We start from the raw sequence: 18,741 nt of genomic DNA, 5'->3' as shown, positions 1-18,741 counted from the left end.
GCCGGGTTACGGGGTCCGGAGCCGGTGGACGCAGACCACCCCGGCGCCGACGACCATCAGGGCGAGCCCGGCGAGGCTGCGGTCGCCGAGCGAGAACGCCCAGAACCCGTGCGCCGCGACCTCGCCGCCCGCGTCGGCGACGACCAGCAGGGCGCCCGCCGCGGCCAGCACCGGCCCGGCCGGGCGGCGCGGCGCCGGGCGGCGGCGCAGCAGCGGCACCATCCCGAGCGACAGCGCGAGCAGCGCGGTCCCGGGCCAGTCGCCGGCCCAGCGCGGCGGGACGTGCCGCGGCGGCGGGACGGCGATCGCGCGCTTGGGCAGCTTCACCCGGATCTTCATGCCCTCCCGCGGGGCGAGGGCGCGCTGGATGAAGTCCACGGCGTAGGGGCCGTCGCGGTCGCGCAGGCACCGGGTCGTCGCGCCGGGCGCCCCGGCGCGGCAGGTCGCGTGCCGCAGCGGGACGGGCGCCTCCACCCGGACGGCCGCGTTCCTGATCGGGACGTTCCAGCTCGTGCCGATCGCGTCCCAGACCAGCTCGTCGTGCCCGGCGCGCGGGGTGAAGACCCGCGCCACGTCGTACTCGATCACGTACGCCTGCCGGCCGCGGACCTCGTGCTGCCGGGCGCCGACGCTGATCTGCACGTCGTTCAGGAGCCGCGTCGTCCGCACCCGGGAGGGGGCGCCGGTCGAGGAGCCGGCCCGGACGGCGCGCACCTCGTACAGCCGGTCGCCGCGGCGGAACGGCACCTGCCGGACGATGCCGTGCCGCCCGGACTCGTCGAAGTCGTAGGTGATCGTCTCCCGGACGCGCAGCACCCCGTCGGTGCCGATGGCGAGGACGACGTCGTAGGTGGCGATGCTCTCCGCGATGTCCCCGGCGGCGGTCTCCGGGGGCGGGACGGTTCCGGAGACGGCGGGCGCGGGACGTGCCGTCCCCCAAGTCGCACCGCGTTCGCCGGTCTCGCCGGTCCCGTCGTCCCCGGTCGGGCGGTCCTCGTCGGTGTGCGCCGCGCCGGCCGTCTCACCGCCGTGAACCTGGGCGGCGGCTTCTGCGGGCAGCATGAGGCCGAGGGTCAGCAGCAGCGCGCCCGCTGCGATCGCAGGCCCCCGGACACGGCCACGCACGTCAGGCATAGTTTCACCGCTGCCGTCGCTGTGTCGGCGTAACGACGGCGTTACTCACGCCAGGCTACGTGCCCCTCCCCATGGGGACAGCCGCTGTGACCTTTGTCATGAAGACGCGCCCCTGCGGGCATTCCGGCGAGCGGTTTCCGGCCCGTCCCGCCGTGCCGCAAAGGGCCTGCGGGACGGGCCGGACGCCTCGCGCGGACGCTTCCCGGACCATTGGACGCCACCGGAGCGGCATTGGTTCGCCCCGCCGCCATTTTCGACCTGCCCTGGTCGGGGCCTAAAAAACCCGTAAAGATGATCAAGATCTTGGTGCTAGGTTATCCGCCGATAACCCCCGGAGTCCTAGATGGAGGACCTATGCGGCGATTCGCTGCGATTGCCCTGAGCGCCGGAACCCTGATGGCCGGAATGACCGCCGTGGCCGCGCCCGCCGAGGCGGCGACGAAGTGGGCGCCCTACAACAGCTACGGGAACCTCAGCGCCTGGGGCACCTACACCCGGAGCGGCGGCACGACCTACGTGAAGGGCTACCTGCGGGACAGTGCGAAGAACGGCTGGACCGCGTGCGTGCGTTTCCTCTTCACCGAGGGCACCAAGCGCTACTGGTCGCGCCACAAGATCATCGGCGTGACGTCCAACGGCACGCAGTACAACTTCGACGGCAAGGCGACCGTCAGCATCGCCGCGAAGTCGAGCTACAGCAGCCACCTGTGGGTGCAGGAGTGCGGCCGTAACAAGAAGACCGGCAAGTACTACTACGGCAAGGGCAAGAAGCTCTTCTGAGCCGCTTTCCGCCGCCGATGAAGAAGGTCCCGCCCGGCCCGGCGGGGCCTTCCGCTTCTCTCAGGCCGGTTCTCCCAGGCCGCTTCTCAGGCGTTCTTCGGCTGCGATTCGCCGTCCTTGGTGAGCGAGGGGCCCGCCGGGGCGGCGGAGTCCTCGGGCAGCGGGTCCGGCGCGTCCCCGGCCGCGCGCGGAGCGGGCTCGGATTGCGGGTCCGGCACATCCCCAGCGGTGCCCGGAGCGGGCTCAGGCTGCGCGTCCGGCGTTTCGGTCGTCTCGCCCTCGCTCAGGGAAGGCTTGCGCAGTTCGACCCGGGAAGCGGCCTCTGGCGCCTCGGCGGACTCGTTCTCGGCGTCCAGCCCGTCCTGCCCGTCGCCGTCCGGTTCGTCCTCCTCGATCAGCAGGACGCCGACGACCGTGCGGATCTTGTACTCGGGGATGGCGCCCGCCCGCAGCAGCCGCGGGATCGACCCGGTCAGGTCCACGATCGTCGAGGGGTCGCCGGGTCCCGACTCACCGGCGTCCAGGTACACCGAGACCGCGTCGCCGAGCATCTTCTCGGCGTCTACGGCGTTACGCGCCGCGGCCTGCCCGCTGAGGTTCGCGCTGCTGACGGCCAGCGGACCGGTCTCCTTCAGCAGCTCCACCGCCAGCTCGTGCATCGGCATCCGCACCGCGACGGTCCCCTTGGTCTCGCCGAGGTCCCACATGAGGTTCGGGTTGGCGCGGCACACCAGCGTCAGGGCGCCCGGCCAGAACTCGTCGATGAGGTCCTGCCCGTAGGTGCCGAGGTCGTCCACGAGCGCCGTCGCGGCCCGCACCGACCCCACCAGAACCGGCGGGGGCATCTCCCGCCCGCGCCCCTTGGCGTCCAGCAGCGCCGTCACCGCCGGCGGGGTGAAGGCGTCGGCGGCGACGCCGTACACCGTGTCGGTCGGCAGGACGATCAGCTCACCGCGCCGCACCGCCGAGACGGCCTCGGCGATTCCGCGGGTGCGCTCCATCGGGTCGGAGCAGTCATATCGTCGGCTCACGGTCGCCGTCTTCCCATCTGCGCAGCGCTCTCGGGTATGGCACGCCAAGGATAACGGGCTACTCGGCCGCCAGCCGCGCGGTGACGAAGCGGTCCCGGTTGGTCAGGTCGCGGCGGTTGCGGACGTCCCGCCACCCCCGCTCCTCCGCGAACACCCAGTAGACGTCGTTGCCCTGCAGGTCACTGTGCTCGACCGCCGCGTAGCCGCCGGGCCGCAGCAGCCGGCGCGCGGTGTCCTCGACCACGCGGATCGCGTCCAGCCCGTCGTCCCCGCCGCCCCACAGCGCGTCCGCGGGATCGTGGTCGCGGACGTCGCGCGGCACGTACTCCCACTCGCTCATCGGGATGTACGGGGGGTTGCTGACCACGAGGTCGACGGTGCCGTCCAGCTCCTTCAGCGCGGTGGCGAAGTCGCCGAGGTGCAGCCGGACGCGCCCCCGCTCGTCCAGCTCCTCGACGTTCCGGGTGGCGTGCACGAACGCGGTCGGGTCCTTCTCCACCGCGTGGACGCGGGAGCGCGGCGCCTCCAGCGCGATCGACAGCGCGATCGCCGCCGACCCGGTGCCGAGGTCGACGACGAGCGGGTCGCGGACGTCCATGTCGCGCAGCGTCTCCAGCGCCCAGCCGACCATCACCTCGGTCTCCGGGCGCGGGACGAACACGCCGGGCCCGACCTTCAGCTCCAGGTAGCGGAAGTACGCGCGGCCGGTGATGTGCTGCAGCGGCTCCCCCGCCTCGCGCCGCGCGACGAATTCCCAGAACCGGGCGTCGAACGCGCTGTCGGGGACGCCGTGCAGCTCGGTCCGCCGCACCCCGTGCACCGCCGCCGCGAGCTCCTCCGCGTCGGCGCGGGGCGAGGCCGCCCCGGCGTCGGCCAGCCGCGCGGTGGCCCTGGCGATCTCGTCGAGCAAGAGGTTCATGATTCTGGGCTTAAGACTTCTGGGCTTCGGAAAGGCGGCGTTCCATGTCGGCGTCGACGAGCGCCTGGGTGACGTTGTGGAGGTCGCCGTCCAGCACCTGGTCGAGGTTGTAGGCCTTGTAGCCGACCCGGTGGTCGGAGATCCGGTTCTCCGGGTAGTTGTAGGTGCGCACCCGCTCGGAGCGGTCCACCGTGCGGACCTGGCTCTTGCGCTCGGCCGCCGCGGCCGCGTCGGCCTCCTCCTGCGCCATCGCCAGCAGCCGCGACCGCAGGATGCGCAGCGCCTGCTCCTTGTTCTGGAGCTGGCTCTTCTCGTTCTGGCACGAGACGACGACGCCGGTCGGCGTGTGCGTGATGCGGACCGCCGAGTCGGTGGTGTTGACGCTCTGCCCGCCGGGGCCGGACGAGCGGTACACGTCGATGCGGAGGTCGTTGGGGTCGATCTGGACGTCGACGTCCTCGGCCTCGGGCGTGACGAGCACGCCGACCGCGCTGGTGTGGATGCGTCCCTGCGACTCGGTGGCGGGGACGCGCTGCACCCGGTGGACGCCGCCCTCGTACTTGAGGCGCGTCCAGACGCCCTCGTCCTGGGAGCCCTTGGACTTCACCGCGACGGTGACGCCCTTGTAGCCGCCGAGGTCCGACAGGTGGGAGTCGAGGATCTCGGTCTTCCAGCCGACGCGTTCGGCGTACCGCAGGTACATCCGCAGGAGGTCCGCGGCGAACAGCGCGGACTCCTCGCCGCCCTCGCCCGCCTTCACCTCCAGGATGACGTCCTTGCCGTCGTTCGGGTCGCGCGGCACCAGCAGCCGGCGCAGCCGCTCCTCCAGCTCCTCGCGCCGTTTCTCCAGCTCACCGGCCTCCGCGGCGAACGCCGCGTCCTCCCCGGCGAGCTCGCGGGCGGTGGCGAGGTCGTCCTCCGTCGAGGTCAGCTCCCGGTGCGTCTCGACGATCGGGCGCAGCTCCGCGTAGCGCTTGCCCAGCTTGCGCGCCAGGCTCTGGTCGGCATGGACGGACGGGTCCGCGAGCCGTTCCTCGATGCTCGCGTATTCGCTGATCAGATCGTCGAGATTCACGCTGTGTCCTGGCCCGTCCCGGCCCCGGCGGCCACCGGCCTCCGGGAGCCGACTCCGAACGGCCCGGGGACCCTCGCGAGGTCTCCCCGGGCCGTCCCTGGTCGCTGTGTGCGGCGCTCGGCTACTTGCCGGCCTTCTTCTTGTAGCGCTGCTCGAAGCGCGCGACCCGGCCGCCGGTGTCGAGGATCTTCTGCTTGCCCGTGTAGAACGGGTGGCAGTTCGAGCACACGTCCGCGTGGATCACGCCGTTCTCGGCGGTGCTGCGGGTCTCGAAGGTGTTGCCGCACGTACACGTCACGGTCGTGACGACGTAGTTCGGGTGGATGTCAGGCCTCATGGCTCTCCTCGCTTCTGGCGGTCGCCGGGCGTCCCGCGGGTCACATGGCCGTTCGCACCCGACAGGGCCATGGGTGATACAGGAGACGTGAACCGGTACCGCAGCGGTTGCGAACCGTGCTCATCCCGATCGGGGCCCGCGGTGCCGGTCCGCCGGCGCCCCGGATGAGAACGACTCGCTCCAAGTGTGCCAGATACCTGAACGTGGCGAGGTCATCGGGCATTCCCGATCCCGGCCCCCGGCTCGCCCGCGGGCGGTCAGCCGCCGTCGCGGCCCAGGTAGGCCAGCACGGCCATGACGCGGCGGTGCCCGCCCTGCGCGAGCTGGAGGTCCAGTTTCATGAAGATGTTGGAGATGTGCTTCTCCACCGCGCCCTCGGTGACGACGAGGTCCGCGGCGATGGCGCCGTTCGAGCGCCCCTGCGCCATCAGCGCGAGGACCTCCCGCTCGCGCGGCGTCAGCGCGTCCAGCGGGTCGCCGGTGCGGCGGCGGCCCAGCAGCTGGCCGATCACCTCCGGGTCGATGACCGTCCCGCCGGCGGCGATGCGGCGGACCGCGTCGATGAACTCGGCGACGTCCGCGACCCGCTCCTTCAGCAGGTAGCCGACGCCCTCGGCGCCGCCGCCGATCAGGTCGGTCGCGTACCGCTCCTCCACGTACTGCGACAGCACGAGGATCGGGGTGCCGGGCAGGCGCTCCCGGACGGCGATCGCCGCGCGCAGCCCCTCGTCGGTGAACGACGGCGGCATCCGCACGTCGACGATGGCGAGGTCGGGACGGTGCTCCTCGACGATCCCGAGCAGGCCCGGGCCGTCGCCGACCGCCGCGACCGTCTCGATCCCCGCGTCGGCGAGCAGCCGGACGAGCCCTTCCCGCAACAGCACCGAGTCCTCGGCGATCACTACCCGCATCAGTCCATTATCGGGGCGGACGCGACCGGGCCGGGCCGTCTCGGACGACCCGGCCCACGGCCCCGCACCGCCTACCAGGTGCAAGGGAGGTCGGCGCGGATGATCGTGGGGCCGCCGGGCGGGCTGTCCACGAGGAGCATCCCGTCGATGGTGGCCGCGCGGTCCGCCAGGCCCGCCAGGCCGCCCTCCGGCCGCGCGACCGCGCCGCCGACGCCGTTGTCGGTCACCTCGACCACCACCCACCGGTCCTCGCGCGCCACCCGGACGGTTGCACGGGTCGCGCGGGCGTACTTGGCGATGTTCGCCAGCGACTCGGCCACGATGAAGTACGCGATGCTCTCCACCGCCGCCGGCGGGCGCTCCGGCAGGTCGACCTCGACCTCCACGGGCACCGGCGCGCGGCCCGCCAGCCCCGACAGCGCCGGGTCCAGGCCGCGGTCGGTGAGGATCGCCGGGTAGATGCCGCGGGCCAGGTCGCGCAGCTCCGCGATGGCCTCCTTCGTGCCCGAGTGGGCCTGCTCGATCAGCGCCCGCGCGCCCTCGGGGTCGTCGTCCAGCTTGGCGCGGGCCCGCCCGATGTCCATCGCCACCGACAGCAGCCGCTGCTGCGCGCCGTCGTGCAGGTCCCGCTCGATGCGGCGGCGCTCGAACTCGGCCGCGTCCACCCCGCGGGCGCGGCTGGCCCGCAGGTGCTCGGTCCGCCGGCGCAGTTCCAGGTTCTCGGTCTGGGCGAGGCTCGGGCCCAGCATCAGCCGCGCCCACGCGGAGTGGCCGATCGCCATCACCCGCGTCACGTACATCGCCAGCACGAGGCACAGCACGCCGACCGCCGTCAGCGGCAGCGCCGCCACCGGGTTCCCGGCCCAGTACGAGACGAACCCGAGGCCCACCTCGGCGCCGCCGTCCACCGCCACGATGACCGGCATGGCCAGCAGCATCCCCGTCGCGGACCAGACCGCCACCGACACGACGAACTCCAGCAGCGTGACGGGGAACAGCAGCGCGAGGTAGAGCAGGTCCTTCCAGGTGGCGGGATCGGACGCCATCGCCTTCAGCTTGGTGAGCGGGTTGCGTCCCGGCGGCAGCCGCCGGTACGGGCTCGGGACGCGCACGCCGAACGCGGCCCGGACGAACTGGCGCTCCAGTACCGCGGCGCACCGCCACGCGACCATCATGAGCGCCAGCATCGGCAGGCCCACCCAGATGATCAGCAGCCCGAGCGACAGCGCGAGCCCGACGGTCAGCCCGATGAAGCAGCCGAGCCCGAAGGCCAGGCTGACGCCGAGGTAGATCGCCGACCGCCAGGTCAGCGACGACTTCGCCATGGCGACCGGGGTCCACGGACTGTTCGCGACGGTCGCCGCCGTCTCACCGCCGACCTGCATCACCGCGGCCCATCGCGCCGCCGCCCAGCGCGCCGCGGCGCCGGTCGCGTTCCCCTCACCGGGGGGCCTGCTCAGCTCGCCCACGTCGTCCCTCCGTGCCCGTTCCAACCTATGGTCCAAGCCTGCCGACCGGCGGCCCGGGCGACCATGACGTGCGCCTGCCATTCGGGGGTGGGGCTAACCCGAAGGTCCGGGGAGCGGGACGCCTCCGGGCGGGGGCGCGGACGCCCCCGCCCGGGTCCGGGCGGGGGCGTTCGCGGTGCTCGGTCAGCGGTCGTCGGAGACCGTGGTCTTCTGGACCTGGAGCAGGAACTCGGCGTTGGACTTGGTCTCCTTCATCTTCTCGATGAGGAGTTCCAGCGCCTGCTGCGTGTCGAGCGCGTGCAGCACGCGGCGGAGCTGCCAGACGACCCGCAGTTCCTCGGGGGCCATGAGGATCTCCTCCTTGCGGGTGCTGGACGCGTCCACGTCCACCGCCGGGAAGATCCGCTTGTCGGCCAGGGACCGGTTGAGCTTCAGCTCCATGTTGCCGGTGCCCTTGAACTCCTCGAAGATGACCTCGTCCATCCGGGACCCGGTCTCCACCAGCGCCGTCGCGAGAATGGTCAGCGAGCCGCCGTTCTCGATGTTGCGCGCGGCGCCGAAGAACCGCTTGGGCGGGTACAGGGCCGTCGAGTCGACACCGCCGGACAGGATGCGGCCGGACGCGGGCGCCGCCAGGTTGTAGGCCCGGCCCAGGCGGGTGATCGAGTCGAGCAGCACGACGACGTCGTGGCCCAGCTCGACGAGCCGCTTGGCGCGCTCGATCGCCAGCTCGGCGACCGTGGTGTGGTCCTCGGCGGGACGGTCGAAGGTCGAGTGGATGACCTCGCCCTTCACCGTCCGCTGCATGTCGGTGACCTCTTCCGGACGCTCGTCCACCAGGACGACCATCAGGTGGCACTCCGGGTTGTTCTTGGTGATCGCGTTCGCGATCGCCTGGAGCACCATCGTCTTGCCGGCCTTGGGCGGCGACACGATGAGGCCGCGCTGGCCCTTGCCGATCGGCGACACCAGGTCGATGATCCGCGTGGTGAGGATGCCCGGGTCGGTCTCCAGCCGCAGGCGCTCCTGCGGGTACAGCGGGGTCAGCTTGCTGAAGTCGACACGGGCCTTGGCCTGCTCGGGCTCCATCCCGTTGACCGTGTCGAGCCGCACGAGCGCGTTGAACTTCTCGCGCCGCTCGCCCTCGCGGGGCTGGCGCACCGCGCCGGTGACGACGTCGCCCTTGCGCAGCCCGTTCTTGCGGACCTGCGCCAATGAGACGTACACGTCGTTCGGGCCCGCCAGGTAGCCGGTCGTGCGGACGAACGCGTAGTTGTCGAGGATGTCGAGGATGCCCGCGACCGGGATCAGGACGTCGTCCTCGGTGATCACCGGCTCCTCGTAGCGCTCGCGGCCGCGGCCGCGGTTGCGCTCCCGGAACCGGCGGCCGCGCCGGCCCCGGCCGCTGCCGTCGTCATCGTCGTGCTGGCCGTGCTGGCCGCCCTGGCCGCCGCCGCCCTGGTTCTGGCCCCGCTGCCGGCCGCCACCGCCGCCGCCCTGGTCGCCGCGGTCGCCGCGGTCGCCGCGGTCGCCGCGGTCGCCGCGGTCGCCGCGGTCGCCGCGCTCGCCGCGCTCCCGGCCGCCGCGCTGGCGCTGGCGCCCGCCGCCCTCGCGGCCCTCGCGCCCGTCCCGGCCGTCGCGCCCGCCCTGGGACTCGCCGTCGTCGGAGTTCTGCTCGCGGCCCTGGTCGCGGTCGCGGCCCTGCCGCTCGCCGCGCTCGCCGCGCCCCTCGGAGCCCCCGCGGTCCTGCCTGTCGCCCCGCTGCCGGCCGTTCTGCCGGTCGGAGCGGTCCTGCCGCCCGTCGGTCTTCTCGGCCGTCTTGGCGGCCTGCCGGCCGGACTGGTCGTCCGCCGGGGCCTGCTCGTCGCGGCCGGTCTGCTGCTCGGCGGCCTGCCGGTCAGCGGCCGGCTGCTCGCCGCCCTTGCCGGACTGCTCGCCCGCCGGCTCGGCCTCGCCGATGGCGACCTGCTCGTCGGACGTCTCGCTCTTGGCCGCGGCGGTGCGGGTGCGGCGGGGACGCTCGGTCTTCGTCCCGGCGGCTCCGGCCTCGGCTCCGGCCACGGCAGCGGCTCCCTGCTCGCCCCCGGCCGAGCCCTGCCCCTGGCCGCCCTGCTTCTCCTGGATGGCGGCGATGAGCTGGCTCTTGCGCATCCCGGTCACACCGGTGATGCCGAGGCTGGACGCGAGCGCCTTGAGCTCGGGGAGCACCATCGCCGACAGGCCGGTGCCCGACCGGCGGCGCCGGGGGGTGGCGGGCTCCGCGCCGGCCGGTGCGGCGTCGGCGGGTCCCGTGCTCGATGCGTCCGTAAGGAGTTCGCTGGATTCGCTCACTAAGGGTCCTTCCCAGGGAGCGGGCGTTGGCCGGTGCCCGGCCAGTCGACCCGGTAATGCGGTCCGGCGGGGGCGCCGGAACGGGCTCCGCTGATCACGGTGGGGCCGGGATCTGCGTGTTCTGGGCACAGCCAGATGGTGGACGGGACGGTTCGCTCGTGCGTGTTCCCGGTACCGCCACGTCCGAAGTTTCGCTGGGATGCCGGACAACGGATTGTCACGGTGTCGGGAAGCCTGGTACGCGGGACCGACACGGCCGAAGGGCCGATCCGGCGACGCGCGGCTGACGAGCACGCTGCCCCGAACGGGGCATCTGGTGCGGCATTCAGCCTAACATCACCAGGCCGCACTGCTATTCCCCAGAGGTCGATGTGTTCGCATTTTACCTAGCGGGCTCAGGCCGGGACCTGCACCGGCCGGACGCCGCGACGGCCCCCGCCCCCGGGCGCCGCGGTCAGGGCCGGGACTCCGCTCGTCCGGTCATGACGCGTGCGCCGCGGGTCGCGACGTCCAATGGGTGCTTGAGCCACCCATTACCCACTCCGGAAGCCATCGAATCAACTTGTGAGGCGGTTGTGAAGGCCAGGACAGTGGGTCCCGCCCCGGAAATCACCGCCGGGACGCCCGCGGCGCGCAGCGTCCTGACCAGTGCGGCGGACGCCGGCATGGCGGGAGCGCGGTAGTCCTGGTGCAGCCGGTCGTCCGTCGCGTCCAGCAGGATCTCCCGGTCCAGGCCGCCGGTGAGCGCCGCGATGAGGAGGGCGGCGCGTCCGGCGTTGGCCGCGGCGTCCTCGTGCGGGACGGTCTCCGGCAGCAGCCCGCGGGCCCGCTCGGTCGCCAGCCGCTGCTCCGGGACGAACGCCACGACCTGCGTGACCTGCGACTCCAGCCGGACGAGCCGCGGGCCGCCCGGTGCCGTCCAGGCGACGGTCAGCCCGCCGGCGAGGCACGGCGCCACGTTGTCGGGATGCCCCTCGATCTCGGTCGCGAGGCGGAGCGCGGCATCGTCGTCGAACAGCTTCCCGCCGGGGTGCAGCGCGCGGGCCGCGACGATCGCGGCGATGGTCGCCGCGGAGGACGAGCCGAGGCCGCGGCTGTGCGGGATCCGGTTGCGGCAGCGCAGCCGCAGCCCGGGCGGCCGGCCGAGTCCGGATCCGGCCAGCTCGTCCAGCAGCCCGAAGGTGCGGTGCATGACCTCGACGATGAGGTGCCGCTCGCCCCGGCCGGCGACCTCGGCGCCCTCGCCGTCCACCTCGATGGACAGGCCCCCGCCGGTCACCTCCACCTCGACGTCGTCGTACAGGGACAGCGCGAGACCGAGCGAGTCGAACCCCGGGCCCAGGTTGGCGCTGGTCGCCGGTGCCCGCACGAGCACCGGTCCTCCGGTCCAGCCCACGTCAGGTGAGACCGAGCTCGGACGCGGCGGAATGCGCGTCGACCTTGATGACGGTCGGCGCGGGGGCACCGGAGATCGCCCAGTCGGGGTCCTTGAGCCCGTTGCCCGTGACCGTGCAGACGACCTTGGACCCGGGCTTGACGACTCCCTGCTCGCTCGCCTGCAGCAGGCCCGCGACGCTCGCCGCCGAGGCGGGCTCCACGAAGACGCCCTCCTCGCGGGCGAGCAGCCGGTAGGCGGCCAGGATCTGCCGGTCGGTGACCGAGTCGATCGCGCCACCGGACTCGTCCCGCGCGGCGATGGCGAGGTCCCACGAGGCGGGGTTGCCGATCCTGATCGCGGTGGCGATGGTCTGCGGCTTCGCGACGGGCTCGCCCTTCACGAACGGCGCGGCCCCGCTCGCCTGGAAGCCGAGCATGCGCGGCGTCCGCGACGCCGTCTCGTCCTCGGCGTACTCCTTGTAGCCCATCCAGTACGCGGAGATGTTGCCGGCGTTGCCGACGGGCAGGCAGTGCACGTCGGGCGCGTCGCCGAGCGCGTCCACGATCTCGAACGCCGCCGTCTTCTGGCCGAGCAGCCGGAACCTGTTGACCGAGTTGACGAGGGCCACCGGGTAGTCGACCGCCAGCTTCTGCGCCAGCTCGAGGCAGTCGTCGAAGTTGCCGTCCACCTGGAGCAGCCGCGCCCCGTGCACCAGCGCCTGGGCCAGCTTGCCCATCGCGATCTTGCCGTTGGGGACGAGGACCGCGCAGGTCATCCCGGCGCGCACCGCGTACGCCGCGGCGGACGCCGAGGTGTTCCCGGTGGACGCGCAGATCACCGCCTTCGCGCCGTCCTCGGCGGCCTTGCTGATCGCCATCGTCATGCCGCGGTCCTTGAACGACCCGGTCGGGTTGGCGCCTTCGACCTTGAGGTGCACCTCGCAGCCGGTCAGCTGGGACAGCCGTACCGCCGGCACGAGCGGCGTGCCGCCCTCCAGCAGCGTGACGACCGGCGTCGCCTCCGTCACCGGAAGCCGGTCGCGGTACTCCTCGATCAGGCCACGCCACGCGCGGGCGTTCGCGTTCAAGTCGGTCTCCTCGATGACCTGCGATGTTGTCCGAATTCTATCGGTCGTGGCCGAATCGTGTTCCGGACACTCACTCTTCGCCTTCGACACGCATGACGCTGGCCACCTCACGGACGATGTCCAGCCCGCGCAGGCCCTCCACCGTCGCCGACAGGGCCGCGTCAGGCGCCCTGTGGGTCACCACTACGAGCTGTGCCTCTTCGCCCAGCCCGACCTGCCGGACGGCCTGGATCGACACCCCGTGCCTGGCGAACTCCTCGGCGACCGTGGCGAGAACACCGGCCTCGTCGGTCACGTCCAGCTGGATGTAGTAGCGCGTGACCGTCTCGCCCATCGGCAGGACGGGGAGCTTGGCGTAGGTGACCTCGACGGGTCCGGGCGTACCGCCGGCCACGTTGCGCGCCACCGCCACCAGGTCGCCGAGGATCGCCGACGCCGTCGGGGCACCGCCGGCGCCCGCGCCGTAGAACATCAGCGAACCGGCCGACTCGGCCTCGACGAACACCGCGTTGTACGCCTCGCGGACGCTCGCCAGCGGATGGGACCGCGGGATCATCGCCGGATAGACGCGAACGGACACGCCGCGGCCGTTCCGGCCGTCCTCCGAAGGGACGCGCTCGCAGATCGCCAGCAGCTTGACGACGCAGTCCATGCCCTTGGCGCCCGCCACGTCCGCGGCGCTCACCTCGGTGATCCCCTCGCGGTGGACGTCCGCGGCCGTCACCGGCGTGTGGAACGCGAGCTGCGCCAGGATCGCGGCCTTGGCCGCGGCGTCGAAACCCTCGACGTCGGCCGTGGGATCGGCCTCCGCGTAACCCAGCGACTGCGCCTCTTCCAGCGCGTCGTTGAATCCCGCGCCGTAGGTGTCCATCTGGTCGAGGACGTAGTTCGTGGTGCCGTTCACGATGCCCAGCACCCGGTGCACGTGGTCGCCGACGAGGGACTCCCGCAGCGGCCGGAGCAGCGGGATCGCCCCCGCCACGGACGCCTCGTAGTACAGGTCGGCGCCGTACTCCCGCGCCGCCGCGAACAGCGTCGCCCCGTCCTCGGCCAGCAGCGCCTTGTTCGCCGTGATGACCGACTTGCCGGACTTCATCGCCTCCAGCATCAGCGTCCGGGCCGGTTCGATGCCGCCGATCACCTCGACGACGATGTCGACGTCGTCCCTGGTCACGAGCGCGTGCGCGTCCGTCGTCAGGAGCTCGGGGTCGACGCCCTCGCGGGGGCGGTCGGGCCGCCGCACCGCGATCCCCGCGACCTCCAGCGGAGCCCCGATCCGCGCGGCGAGGTCCTCCGCCTGCTCGCGCAGCAGCCGGACGACTTCGGTACCGACCACGCCGCATCCGAGGAGCGCCACGCGCAGTCCGGGTTTCACGCTTCGACCTCCGCATCGAGCCGCAGCAGGTCCTCGGCGCTCTCCCGGCGGATGATCACGCGCGACCTGCCGTCCCGCACCGCCACCACGGCCGGCTTCGGGACGAAGTTGTAGTTACTGGCCATCGACCGACAGTACGCACCGGTCGCGGCGACCGCCACCAGGTCCCCGGCCGCAAGATCTTCGGGAAACCACACGTCGCGCACAACGATGTCGCCGCTTTCGCAGTGCTTGCCGACAAGCCTACTGAGCATGGGCGATGCCTCGGACGACCGGCTCGCCAGCGCCGCGGTGTACTCGGCGCCGTACAGGGCGGTGCGCAGGTTGTCGCTCATGCCGCCGTCCACCGACACGTAGGTGCGGAGGCCCTCGACGTCCTTGACGGTCCCGACCTCGTAGACCGTGACGCCGCCCGGCCCCACGATCGCGCGGCCGGGCTCGACCGTCAGCCGCGGCATCGTCAGCTCGTACGCCCGGCACTCGCGCGCCACGATCTCCCGCAGCCCGTCCGCGATGGCCTTCGGGTCGTGCGGCTCCTCCCCCGGCACGTAGGCGATCCCGTACCCGCCCCCCAGGTCCAGCTCCGGCAGCTCGATCCCGTGCTCGTCCCGGATCGCGACCAGCAGCTCCGCCAGCCTGTGCGCCGCCACCTCGAACCCGTCCACCTCGAAGATCTGCGACCCGATGTGGCTGTGCAGCCCCACCAGCTCGAGCTGCTTCAGGTCCAGCACCCGCCGCACCGCCTCAAGGGCGGCCCCGGAACTCCTGGAGAACCCGAACTTCTGGTCGTCGTGAGCGGTCGCGATGAACTCATGGGTGTGAGCCTCCACCCCCGTGGTGACGCGCACCATCACCTTGGGCCGGACACCCATCTCATGGGCGAGATACCCCACCCGGGCGATCTCTTCGTAGGAATCGAGCACGATCCGCCCGACCCCGACCTCCAGCGCCTTCGCGATCTCCGCCGACGACTTGTTGCTCCCATGCAAAGTGATGCGCTCCGTGGGGAAACCCGCGGCCAGAGCAACGGCCAGCTCGCCCCCACTGCACACGTCCAGGCCGAGCCCCTCCTCGTTCAGCCACTTCGCAAGGGCCGTACAGAGAAACGCCTTGCCCGCGTAGTGCACGCTCCCGTCATGGAACGCCGCCGCGTACTCCCTGGCCCGGCTCCGCACGTCCTCCTCGTCATAGACGTACAGAGGCGTCCCGTACTCCCGCGCCAGATCCCGGACGTCGACCCCGCCAACGGTGAGGACGCCCTCCTCCCGCTTGGCGCTCCGCGGCCACACCGTGGGCTCCAGCGCATTCAGATCGTCCGCCGGCCCCACCGGGTGGTCCTCCGGCAATACGTCGGCGTGCAGGGGGCCAGCTGGATGTACTCGACTCATATCCGCTCTCTAGGGGTCTCACCGATCACGTTCAGCCCGTTGCCGAGGACGACCTGCACGGCCTCCGCCAAACCCACCCGCCCGGCATGCACCGTCCCAGGCTCCTCATCACCCTTGGGAACCGCAGGACAGCGCTCGTGCACGTCGTGGTACGCCCCGGCCACTCTCTCCAAACAAAACATCAGCGGCCGAGCATCCCGTTCCCGCTCCGCCTGTTTCGCGCGCGCCTGCACGTCCCCCAGCGCCCCGACGAGAGCAAGCTCCTCAGCCGCAACGTCCTGAAGCTCCCCTGCCCCGATCCCAAGCTCCCTGGCCCAGCGCCCCACCCAGCAGGCCCGCGCATAGGCGTACCGCACAGAAAACCCCGGATTCTCAAACGTCCGTGGCCACTCACTCCACCCACCCGGAGGCACGCTGACAACCCCGGGGTCCCGCACCACGGCCTCGACGACACGTCCCACCGGAACCACAACGCGAACGAACCCACTCCCGGTGACGACACCCCCGACCCGCCGCGCGATGACTCCCGGCTCCACCCCGAGCCTCAGCGCCACAGGACTCTCATAAACCCCAGGCCCCCGGCTGAAAACAGTCACACCCACCGGCACGGGAACATCGATCTCACCGTCCGCCACAGCGTCGCACACGGCCCGCACAAGGGCACCGCCAACGTCGCCTGGAGTCACCCTGGTGAGACTATCTGACCACTATCTGGACACCGCCGCGAGTTTCCGCACCGTCTGGATCAGCTGATTCGGGTCGAACGGCTTGGTCACGTAGGCGTCCACCCCGATCTCGTTCCCCCGCCGCACATCATGCTCCTGCGCCCGAGCCGTGATCATCACGACCCGGATGTGCGCCGTCCCGGGCTCCTCCCGCAGCCTGATGGCGGTGACCCACCCGTCCAGCCGCGGCATCATCACGTCCAGCGTGATCACGTCCGGCCGGACCTCCGCCACCTTCTCCAGGCAGTCCTGGCCGTCCACCGCGGTCGCCACCTCGAACCCCTCCAACTGCAGGTTCACGGCGATGAGCTGGCGGATCACCTCGTCGTCGTCAACGACCAGAACGCGTCCCAGTGGCTCGGTCACGGCCTCGAAGTTAGCCCACACGCACGACGAACGCACGACGAACGCCCACGCGCGCGTCACCCCGCCAACCCTGGTAACCTTCTACCGCGCCGCCCAAGGGGCGCAGGGCCCCCTTAGCTCAGGGGATAGAGCAACGGCCTCCGGAGCCGTGTGCGCAGGTTCGAATCCTGCAGGGGGCACCTTCCACGGACCAGCGCAATCAAGCCGCTGACCAGCACAGACACCAAAGAACCGGACGGACCACAGTCCAACTGAGTCCCACCCGATCCCACTGTCTAGCACCACTCACGAGAGACCCACGAGAGACCCTCTCGCCGGCCACACAGAGCTGCAACCGAGAGCCCGGGGGTACGCCAGGCTCTCGGCTCGCTAGCTACTTCTTCTTGGGCTTCGACGGCTTCTCCACGACCGTGGTCTTGGGGTGCCGGGCCGCCGTCGCCTTGGTCACGTACTTACCAGTGATCGCGCTCCGAGCCTTTCCGGAGCCCGACGGCTTACTTCCCTTCGCCATGTGCCTGCTCACCTCCTGCCTGAGCTGGGCACCTGACCGAATGTCGAGGGGGCGCGCACCCGCTTGTCCCTCGTCATATAGAGTCTGAGCTCCGCCAAGAGATAGACCCCAGTCAGGTACCGACCCCAGCGTTGGTGCCCAGGCTGGGGTTTTTCAGCTCTAGGCAACCGTAACAGGAGTCACTGACATTTCTCCCGCAACACGCCACATGTTGTGGGAGAACCTCCCCAGATATCTAGATGTTGGGCTTGACGCCAGATCTCACTCGTCTTCGTCGTCCTCCTCTAGGGCCCTCTCGATACGCCGGTTGATGCTGTCGTCCTGACCGTCCAGGCAACCGGCGTAACGCTTGAGTAGCACCTCTACCGAGTTGCCCGCGCGCTTAGCCACGTCCGCCGGCGAGATCCCCGCGTTCAGCCACGTGCTCAGGGCCGCGTGTCGCAAGTCGTACGGGCGACCGGCGAGCGGCGATACGACCTGAGCGGGCGTGAACGCGAGCTGGCGGGCTTCCTCCCACGCTCGCGAGTAGGTAGAGGCACCCAGAATGCCACCACGCTCGTTGCGGAACAGGCGCCCGTCCTCAGCTGTGCCGAACTCCTTGATGTGCGCCTGGAGGATGACCACGAGAGACGGCGGTATCGGCACGATGCGGGCCGCTTCGGCGGAACGCTGCTTGAGTCCTCTCCGCTCGTGGCGCTCCCCGTGGTCTGTCCACCTTTTCGAGGTGACGGGGAGCGTCTGAACGAGCGTCAGACGGCCCCAACCATCGTCCGGCAGGAAACAGTCGCTTGCCCTCAGCGCGATGCACTCGGCCGGTCGTAGGCCGGCGTAGTAGAGCGTCGCGAAGAAGGCGACCAATCGTCGTCCTCTCCCTCGTCCCCATGAACCGACGTAGGAAAGCGCGGTGAGAAGGTCTCGGGCTTGAGCATGCGTGATGACGACACGAGGGTCTACCTCGCCCTGGCGTGCCTCATGCGTCCGTCCCACGGCCTTGAGCGGGTTGTCCGAGAGTTCCCCTAGCTCCATGGCGTAGACCACGGCGGTATTGAGCCCGCGCCGGCGGCGGCTGTAGGTGTCCGTCGCAACGCGCTTGCCCGTGAGCGTGACCGTGAGCCGCTTCTCTACGCGCCGGATCACTTGAGGCTCTGCGAGCGCCTTGAGTAGCAGGGAACGCTCTTGCAGCCACCGCAAGCCCGCGGCGAATTCGTCCGGCGCGTCGGTGCCCTCGTTGGCGGGCGTAACGGCCCAGAGGAATGCTCTCCGCAACTCCTGTAGAGACGGCCGGTCGCTACCGTCCTCCACCATGGCGAGCGTCGCCGTTGCAAGGCTGTCGGTGATGGAGTCGCGCGTCTTGGCCGCGGCGCCGTCCCACCGGACACCGACGTACGCCTTGCAGAACTCGAACCACGTGCGCGCCGTCGCGACCTTGAGCATGGACATCGGCAGGCCGGTTGCGACGTCGAATTCCTCGCCCCTCGTCATGGCCTGGATGAGGTCGGAACGGAACCCGTCGGCGAGTGCGAACGTGGCAAACGTGACGGTGCATACGTCGCCGGCGACGACCCACCGAACCATGTGAGGGCGCGTCTTGCTCTTGGCCTTGCCGATTTTCCACGGTCGCCGTACGTCGCGCGTGCGTCCCTTGCTTCCCGGAATTCTGCGTCGTCCAGGACGCGGTTCCTCGTCCTTGCTCACGCAGCCTCCTCAAGCGCAGAGAGCCAACGCTCAAGGACGGACCGGCGTATCCGAACGTCCCCGTTCGGGTATTTGATACTGCGGGGCGCCTTGCCGAGCTGGCGCCAGCGGTAGAACGTCGCGCGCGGGACGCCGAGTTCGGCAATCACCTCGGAGATCGTGAGCAATTCGTCTTTGCGTGCCACGGTTGACTACTCCTCCTTGAGTGAGTTTCCAAGCCCGATGGATT

At 71.2% G+C, this 18,741-nt stretch carries 18 protein-coding genes and 1 tRNA gene; 2 read left to right on the top strand and 17 right to left on the bottom strand.

Annotated features, from left to right (window positions below):
• Window positions 1–6: 6 nt before the first annotated feature.
• Window positions 7–1,134 carry a DUF2207 domain-containing protein gene (locus IEZ03_RS11975; protein WP_184888246.1) on the bottom strand — a complete coding sequence of 376 codons (1,128 nt, stop codon included), beginning with the start codon at window positions 1,132–1,134 and terminating at the stop codon, window positions 7–9.
• A gap of 354 nt (window positions 1,135–1,488) precedes the next feature.
• Here IEZ03_RS11975 and IEZ03_RS11970 point away from each other — a divergent pair, with 354 nt between their 5' ends.
• Entirely contained in the window at window positions 1,489–1,914 is a 426-nt protein-coding gene (locus tag IEZ03_RS11970) for a hypothetical protein (RefSeq protein ID WP_229808229.1), read from the top strand.
• 86 nt (window positions 1,915–2,000) lie between these two features.
• Here the strand turns inward: IEZ03_RS11970 and IEZ03_RS11965 are convergent, their stop codons facing one another.
• The 13 genes from IEZ03_RS11965 to IEZ03_RS11905 all read right to left on the bottom strand — a co-directional run bounded on the left by IEZ03_RS11965 (window position 2,001) and on the right by IEZ03_RS11905 (window position 16,306).
• Entirely contained in the window at window positions 2,001–2,945 is a 945-nt protein-coding gene (locus IEZ03_RS11965; protein WP_229808228.1) for an L-threonylcarbamoyladenylate synthase, read from the bottom strand.
• Between the two features lie 58 nt (window positions 2,946–3,003).
• Window positions 3,004–3,864 carry a peptide chain release factor N(5)-glutamine methyltransferase gene (gene prmC, locus IEZ03_RS11960; protein WP_184888251.1) on the bottom strand — a complete coding sequence of 287 codons (861 nt, stop codon included), beginning with the start codon at window positions 3,862–3,864 and terminating at the stop codon, window positions 3,004–3,006.
• Between the two features lie 10 nt (window positions 3,865–3,874).
• Complete coding sequence (prfA, locus tag IEZ03_RS11955; protein WP_184888253.1) at window positions 3,875–4,939, bottom strand: peptide chain release factor 1; 1,065 nt, start codon at window positions 4,937–4,939, stop codon at window positions 3,875–3,877.
• 121 nt (window positions 4,940–5,060) lie between these two features.
• Window positions 5,061–5,276 (bottom strand): 50S ribosomal protein L31, encoded by a 216-nt coding sequence (rpmE, locus tag IEZ03_RS11950; protein WP_132046062.1) that lies wholly within the window; start codon window positions 5,274–5,276, stop codon window positions 5,061–5,063.
• A 257-nt stretch (window positions 5,277–5,533) separates the two neighbouring features.
• The gene (locus IEZ03_RS11945) at window positions 5,534–6,187 is read right to left on the bottom strand and encodes a response regulator transcription factor (protein ID WP_184888255.1); all 654 of its coding nucleotides are present in this window, start codon (window positions 6,185–6,187) and stop codon (window positions 5,534–5,536) included.
• Between the two features lie 71 nt (window positions 6,188–6,258).
• Window positions 6,259–7,656: a sensor histidine kinase gene (locus tag IEZ03_RS11940; RefSeq protein ID WP_229808227.1), complete on the bottom strand. Its 1,398-nt coding sequence runs from the start codon at window positions 7,654–7,656 to the stop codon at window positions 6,259–6,261.
• A gap of 183 nt (window positions 7,657–7,839) precedes the next feature.
• Window positions 7,840–9,987, bottom strand: a complete 2,148-nt coding sequence (gene rho, locus IEZ03_RS11935; RefSeq protein WP_184888257.1) for a transcription termination factor Rho — start codon at window positions 9,985–9,987, stop codon at window positions 7,840–7,842.
• A 454-nt stretch (window positions 9,988–10,441) separates the two neighbouring features.
• Window positions 10,442–11,362 carry a homoserine kinase gene (gene thrB, locus IEZ03_RS11930; RefSeq protein ID WP_373293584.1) on the bottom strand — a complete coding sequence of 307 codons (921 nt, stop codon included), beginning with the start codon at window positions 11,360–11,362 and terminating at the stop codon, window positions 10,442–10,444.
• A 22-nt stretch (window positions 11,363–11,384) separates the two neighbouring features.
• A complete protein-coding gene (gene thrC / locus IEZ03_RS11925; protein ID WP_184888261.1) occupies window positions 11,385–12,452 on the bottom strand; it encodes a threonine synthase in 1,068 nt (355 codons plus the stop codon).
• A 70-nt stretch (window positions 12,453–12,522) separates the two neighbouring features.
• Window positions 12,523–13,827: a homoserine dehydrogenase gene (locus tag IEZ03_RS11920; protein ID WP_184888263.1), complete on the bottom strand. Its 1,305-nt coding sequence runs from the start codon at window positions 13,825–13,827 to the stop codon at window positions 12,523–12,525.
• Window positions 13,824–15,215: a diaminopimelate decarboxylase gene (gene lysA, locus IEZ03_RS11915; RefSeq protein ID WP_184888265.1), complete on the bottom strand. Its 1,392-nt coding sequence runs from the start codon at window positions 15,213–15,215 to the stop codon at window positions 13,824–13,826. Before lysA ends, IEZ03_RS11920 begins: the two co-directional genes overlap by 4 nt.
• Window positions 15,212–15,901 (bottom strand): DALR anticodon-binding domain-containing protein, encoded by a 690-nt coding sequence (locus IEZ03_RS11910; protein ID WP_184888267.1) that lies wholly within the window; start codon window positions 15,899–15,901, stop codon window positions 15,212–15,214. The genes lysA and IEZ03_RS11910 overlap by 4 nt, the downstream gene beginning before the upstream one ends.
• 21 nt (window positions 15,902–15,922) lie before the next feature.
• A complete protein-coding gene (locus tag IEZ03_RS11905; RefSeq protein ID WP_229808225.1) occupies window positions 15,923–16,306 on the bottom strand; it encodes a response regulator transcription factor in 384 nt (127 codons plus the stop codon).
• A 107-nt stretch (window positions 16,307–16,413) separates the two neighbouring features.
• On the opposite strand from IEZ03_RS11905, the gene IEZ03_RS11900 reads away from it, so the two are divergent.
• Window positions 16,414–16,485 (top strand) — tRNA-Arg (locus tag IEZ03_RS11900).
• Between the two features lie 194 nt (window positions 16,486–16,679).
• Here the strand turns inward: IEZ03_RS11900 and IEZ03_RS11895 are convergent.
• The 3 genes from IEZ03_RS11895 to IEZ03_RS11885 form a co-directional block, all read right to left on the bottom strand.
• Window positions 16,680–16,817, bottom strand: coding sequence for a hypothetical protein (locus tag IEZ03_RS11895; RefSeq protein ID WP_184888269.1), 138 nt, complete (start codon window positions 16,815–16,817; stop codon window positions 16,680–16,682).
• Between the two features lie 261 nt (window positions 16,818–17,078).
• Complete coding sequence (locus IEZ03_RS11890; protein ID WP_229808224.1) at window positions 17,079–18,512, bottom strand: tyrosine-type recombinase/integrase; 1,434 nt, start codon at window positions 18,510–18,512, stop codon at window positions 17,079–17,081.
• Entirely contained in the window at window positions 18,509–18,697 is a 189-nt protein-coding gene (locus IEZ03_RS11885) for a helix-turn-helix transcriptional regulator (protein ID WP_184888271.1), read from the bottom strand. The genes IEZ03_RS11890 and IEZ03_RS11885 overlap by 4 nt, the downstream gene beginning before the upstream one ends.
• Window positions 18,698–18,741: the final 44 nt, after the last annotated feature.

The sequence above is a fragment of the Actinomadura livida genome (assembly GCF_014648675.1).
GTDB lineage: Bacteria > Actinomycetota > Actinomycetes > Streptosporangiales > Streptosporangiaceae > Spirillospora > Spirillospora livida.
This window is presented reverse-complemented; position numbering and strand designations above follow the sequence as displayed.

What these genes read in the sequence shown, in the direction of transcription:
- IEZ03_RS11970 (WP_229808229.1), top strand. Translation starts at nt 1,489, where the DNA reads ATGCGGCGATTCGCTGCGATTGCCCTGAGCGCCGGAACCCTGATGGCC.
- lysA (WP_184888265.1), bottom strand. Translation starts at nt 15,215, where the DNA reads ATGAGTCGAGTACATCCAGCTGGCCCCCTGCACGCCGACGTATTGCCG.
- IEZ03_RS11975 (WP_184888246.1), bottom strand. Translation starts at nt 1,134, where the DNA reads ATGCCTGACGTGCGTGGCCGTGTCCGGGGGCCTGCGATCGCAGCGGGC.
- prmC (WP_184888251.1), bottom strand. Translation starts at nt 3,864, where the DNA reads ATGAACCTCTTGCTCGACGAGATCGCCAGGGCCACCGCGCGGCTGGCC.
- IEZ03_RS11895 (WP_184888269.1), bottom strand. Translation starts at nt 16,817, where the DNA reads ATGGCGAAGGGAAGTAAGCCGTCGGGCTCCGGAAAGGCTCGGAGCGCG.
- IEZ03_RS11945 (WP_184888255.1), bottom strand. Translation starts at nt 6,187, where the DNA reads ATGCGGGTAGTGATCGCCGAGGACTCGGTGCTGTTGCGGGAAGGGCTC.
- rpmE (WP_132046062.1), bottom strand. Translation starts at nt 5,276, where the DNA reads ATGAGGCCTGACATCCACCCGAACTACGTCGTCACGACCGTGACGTGT.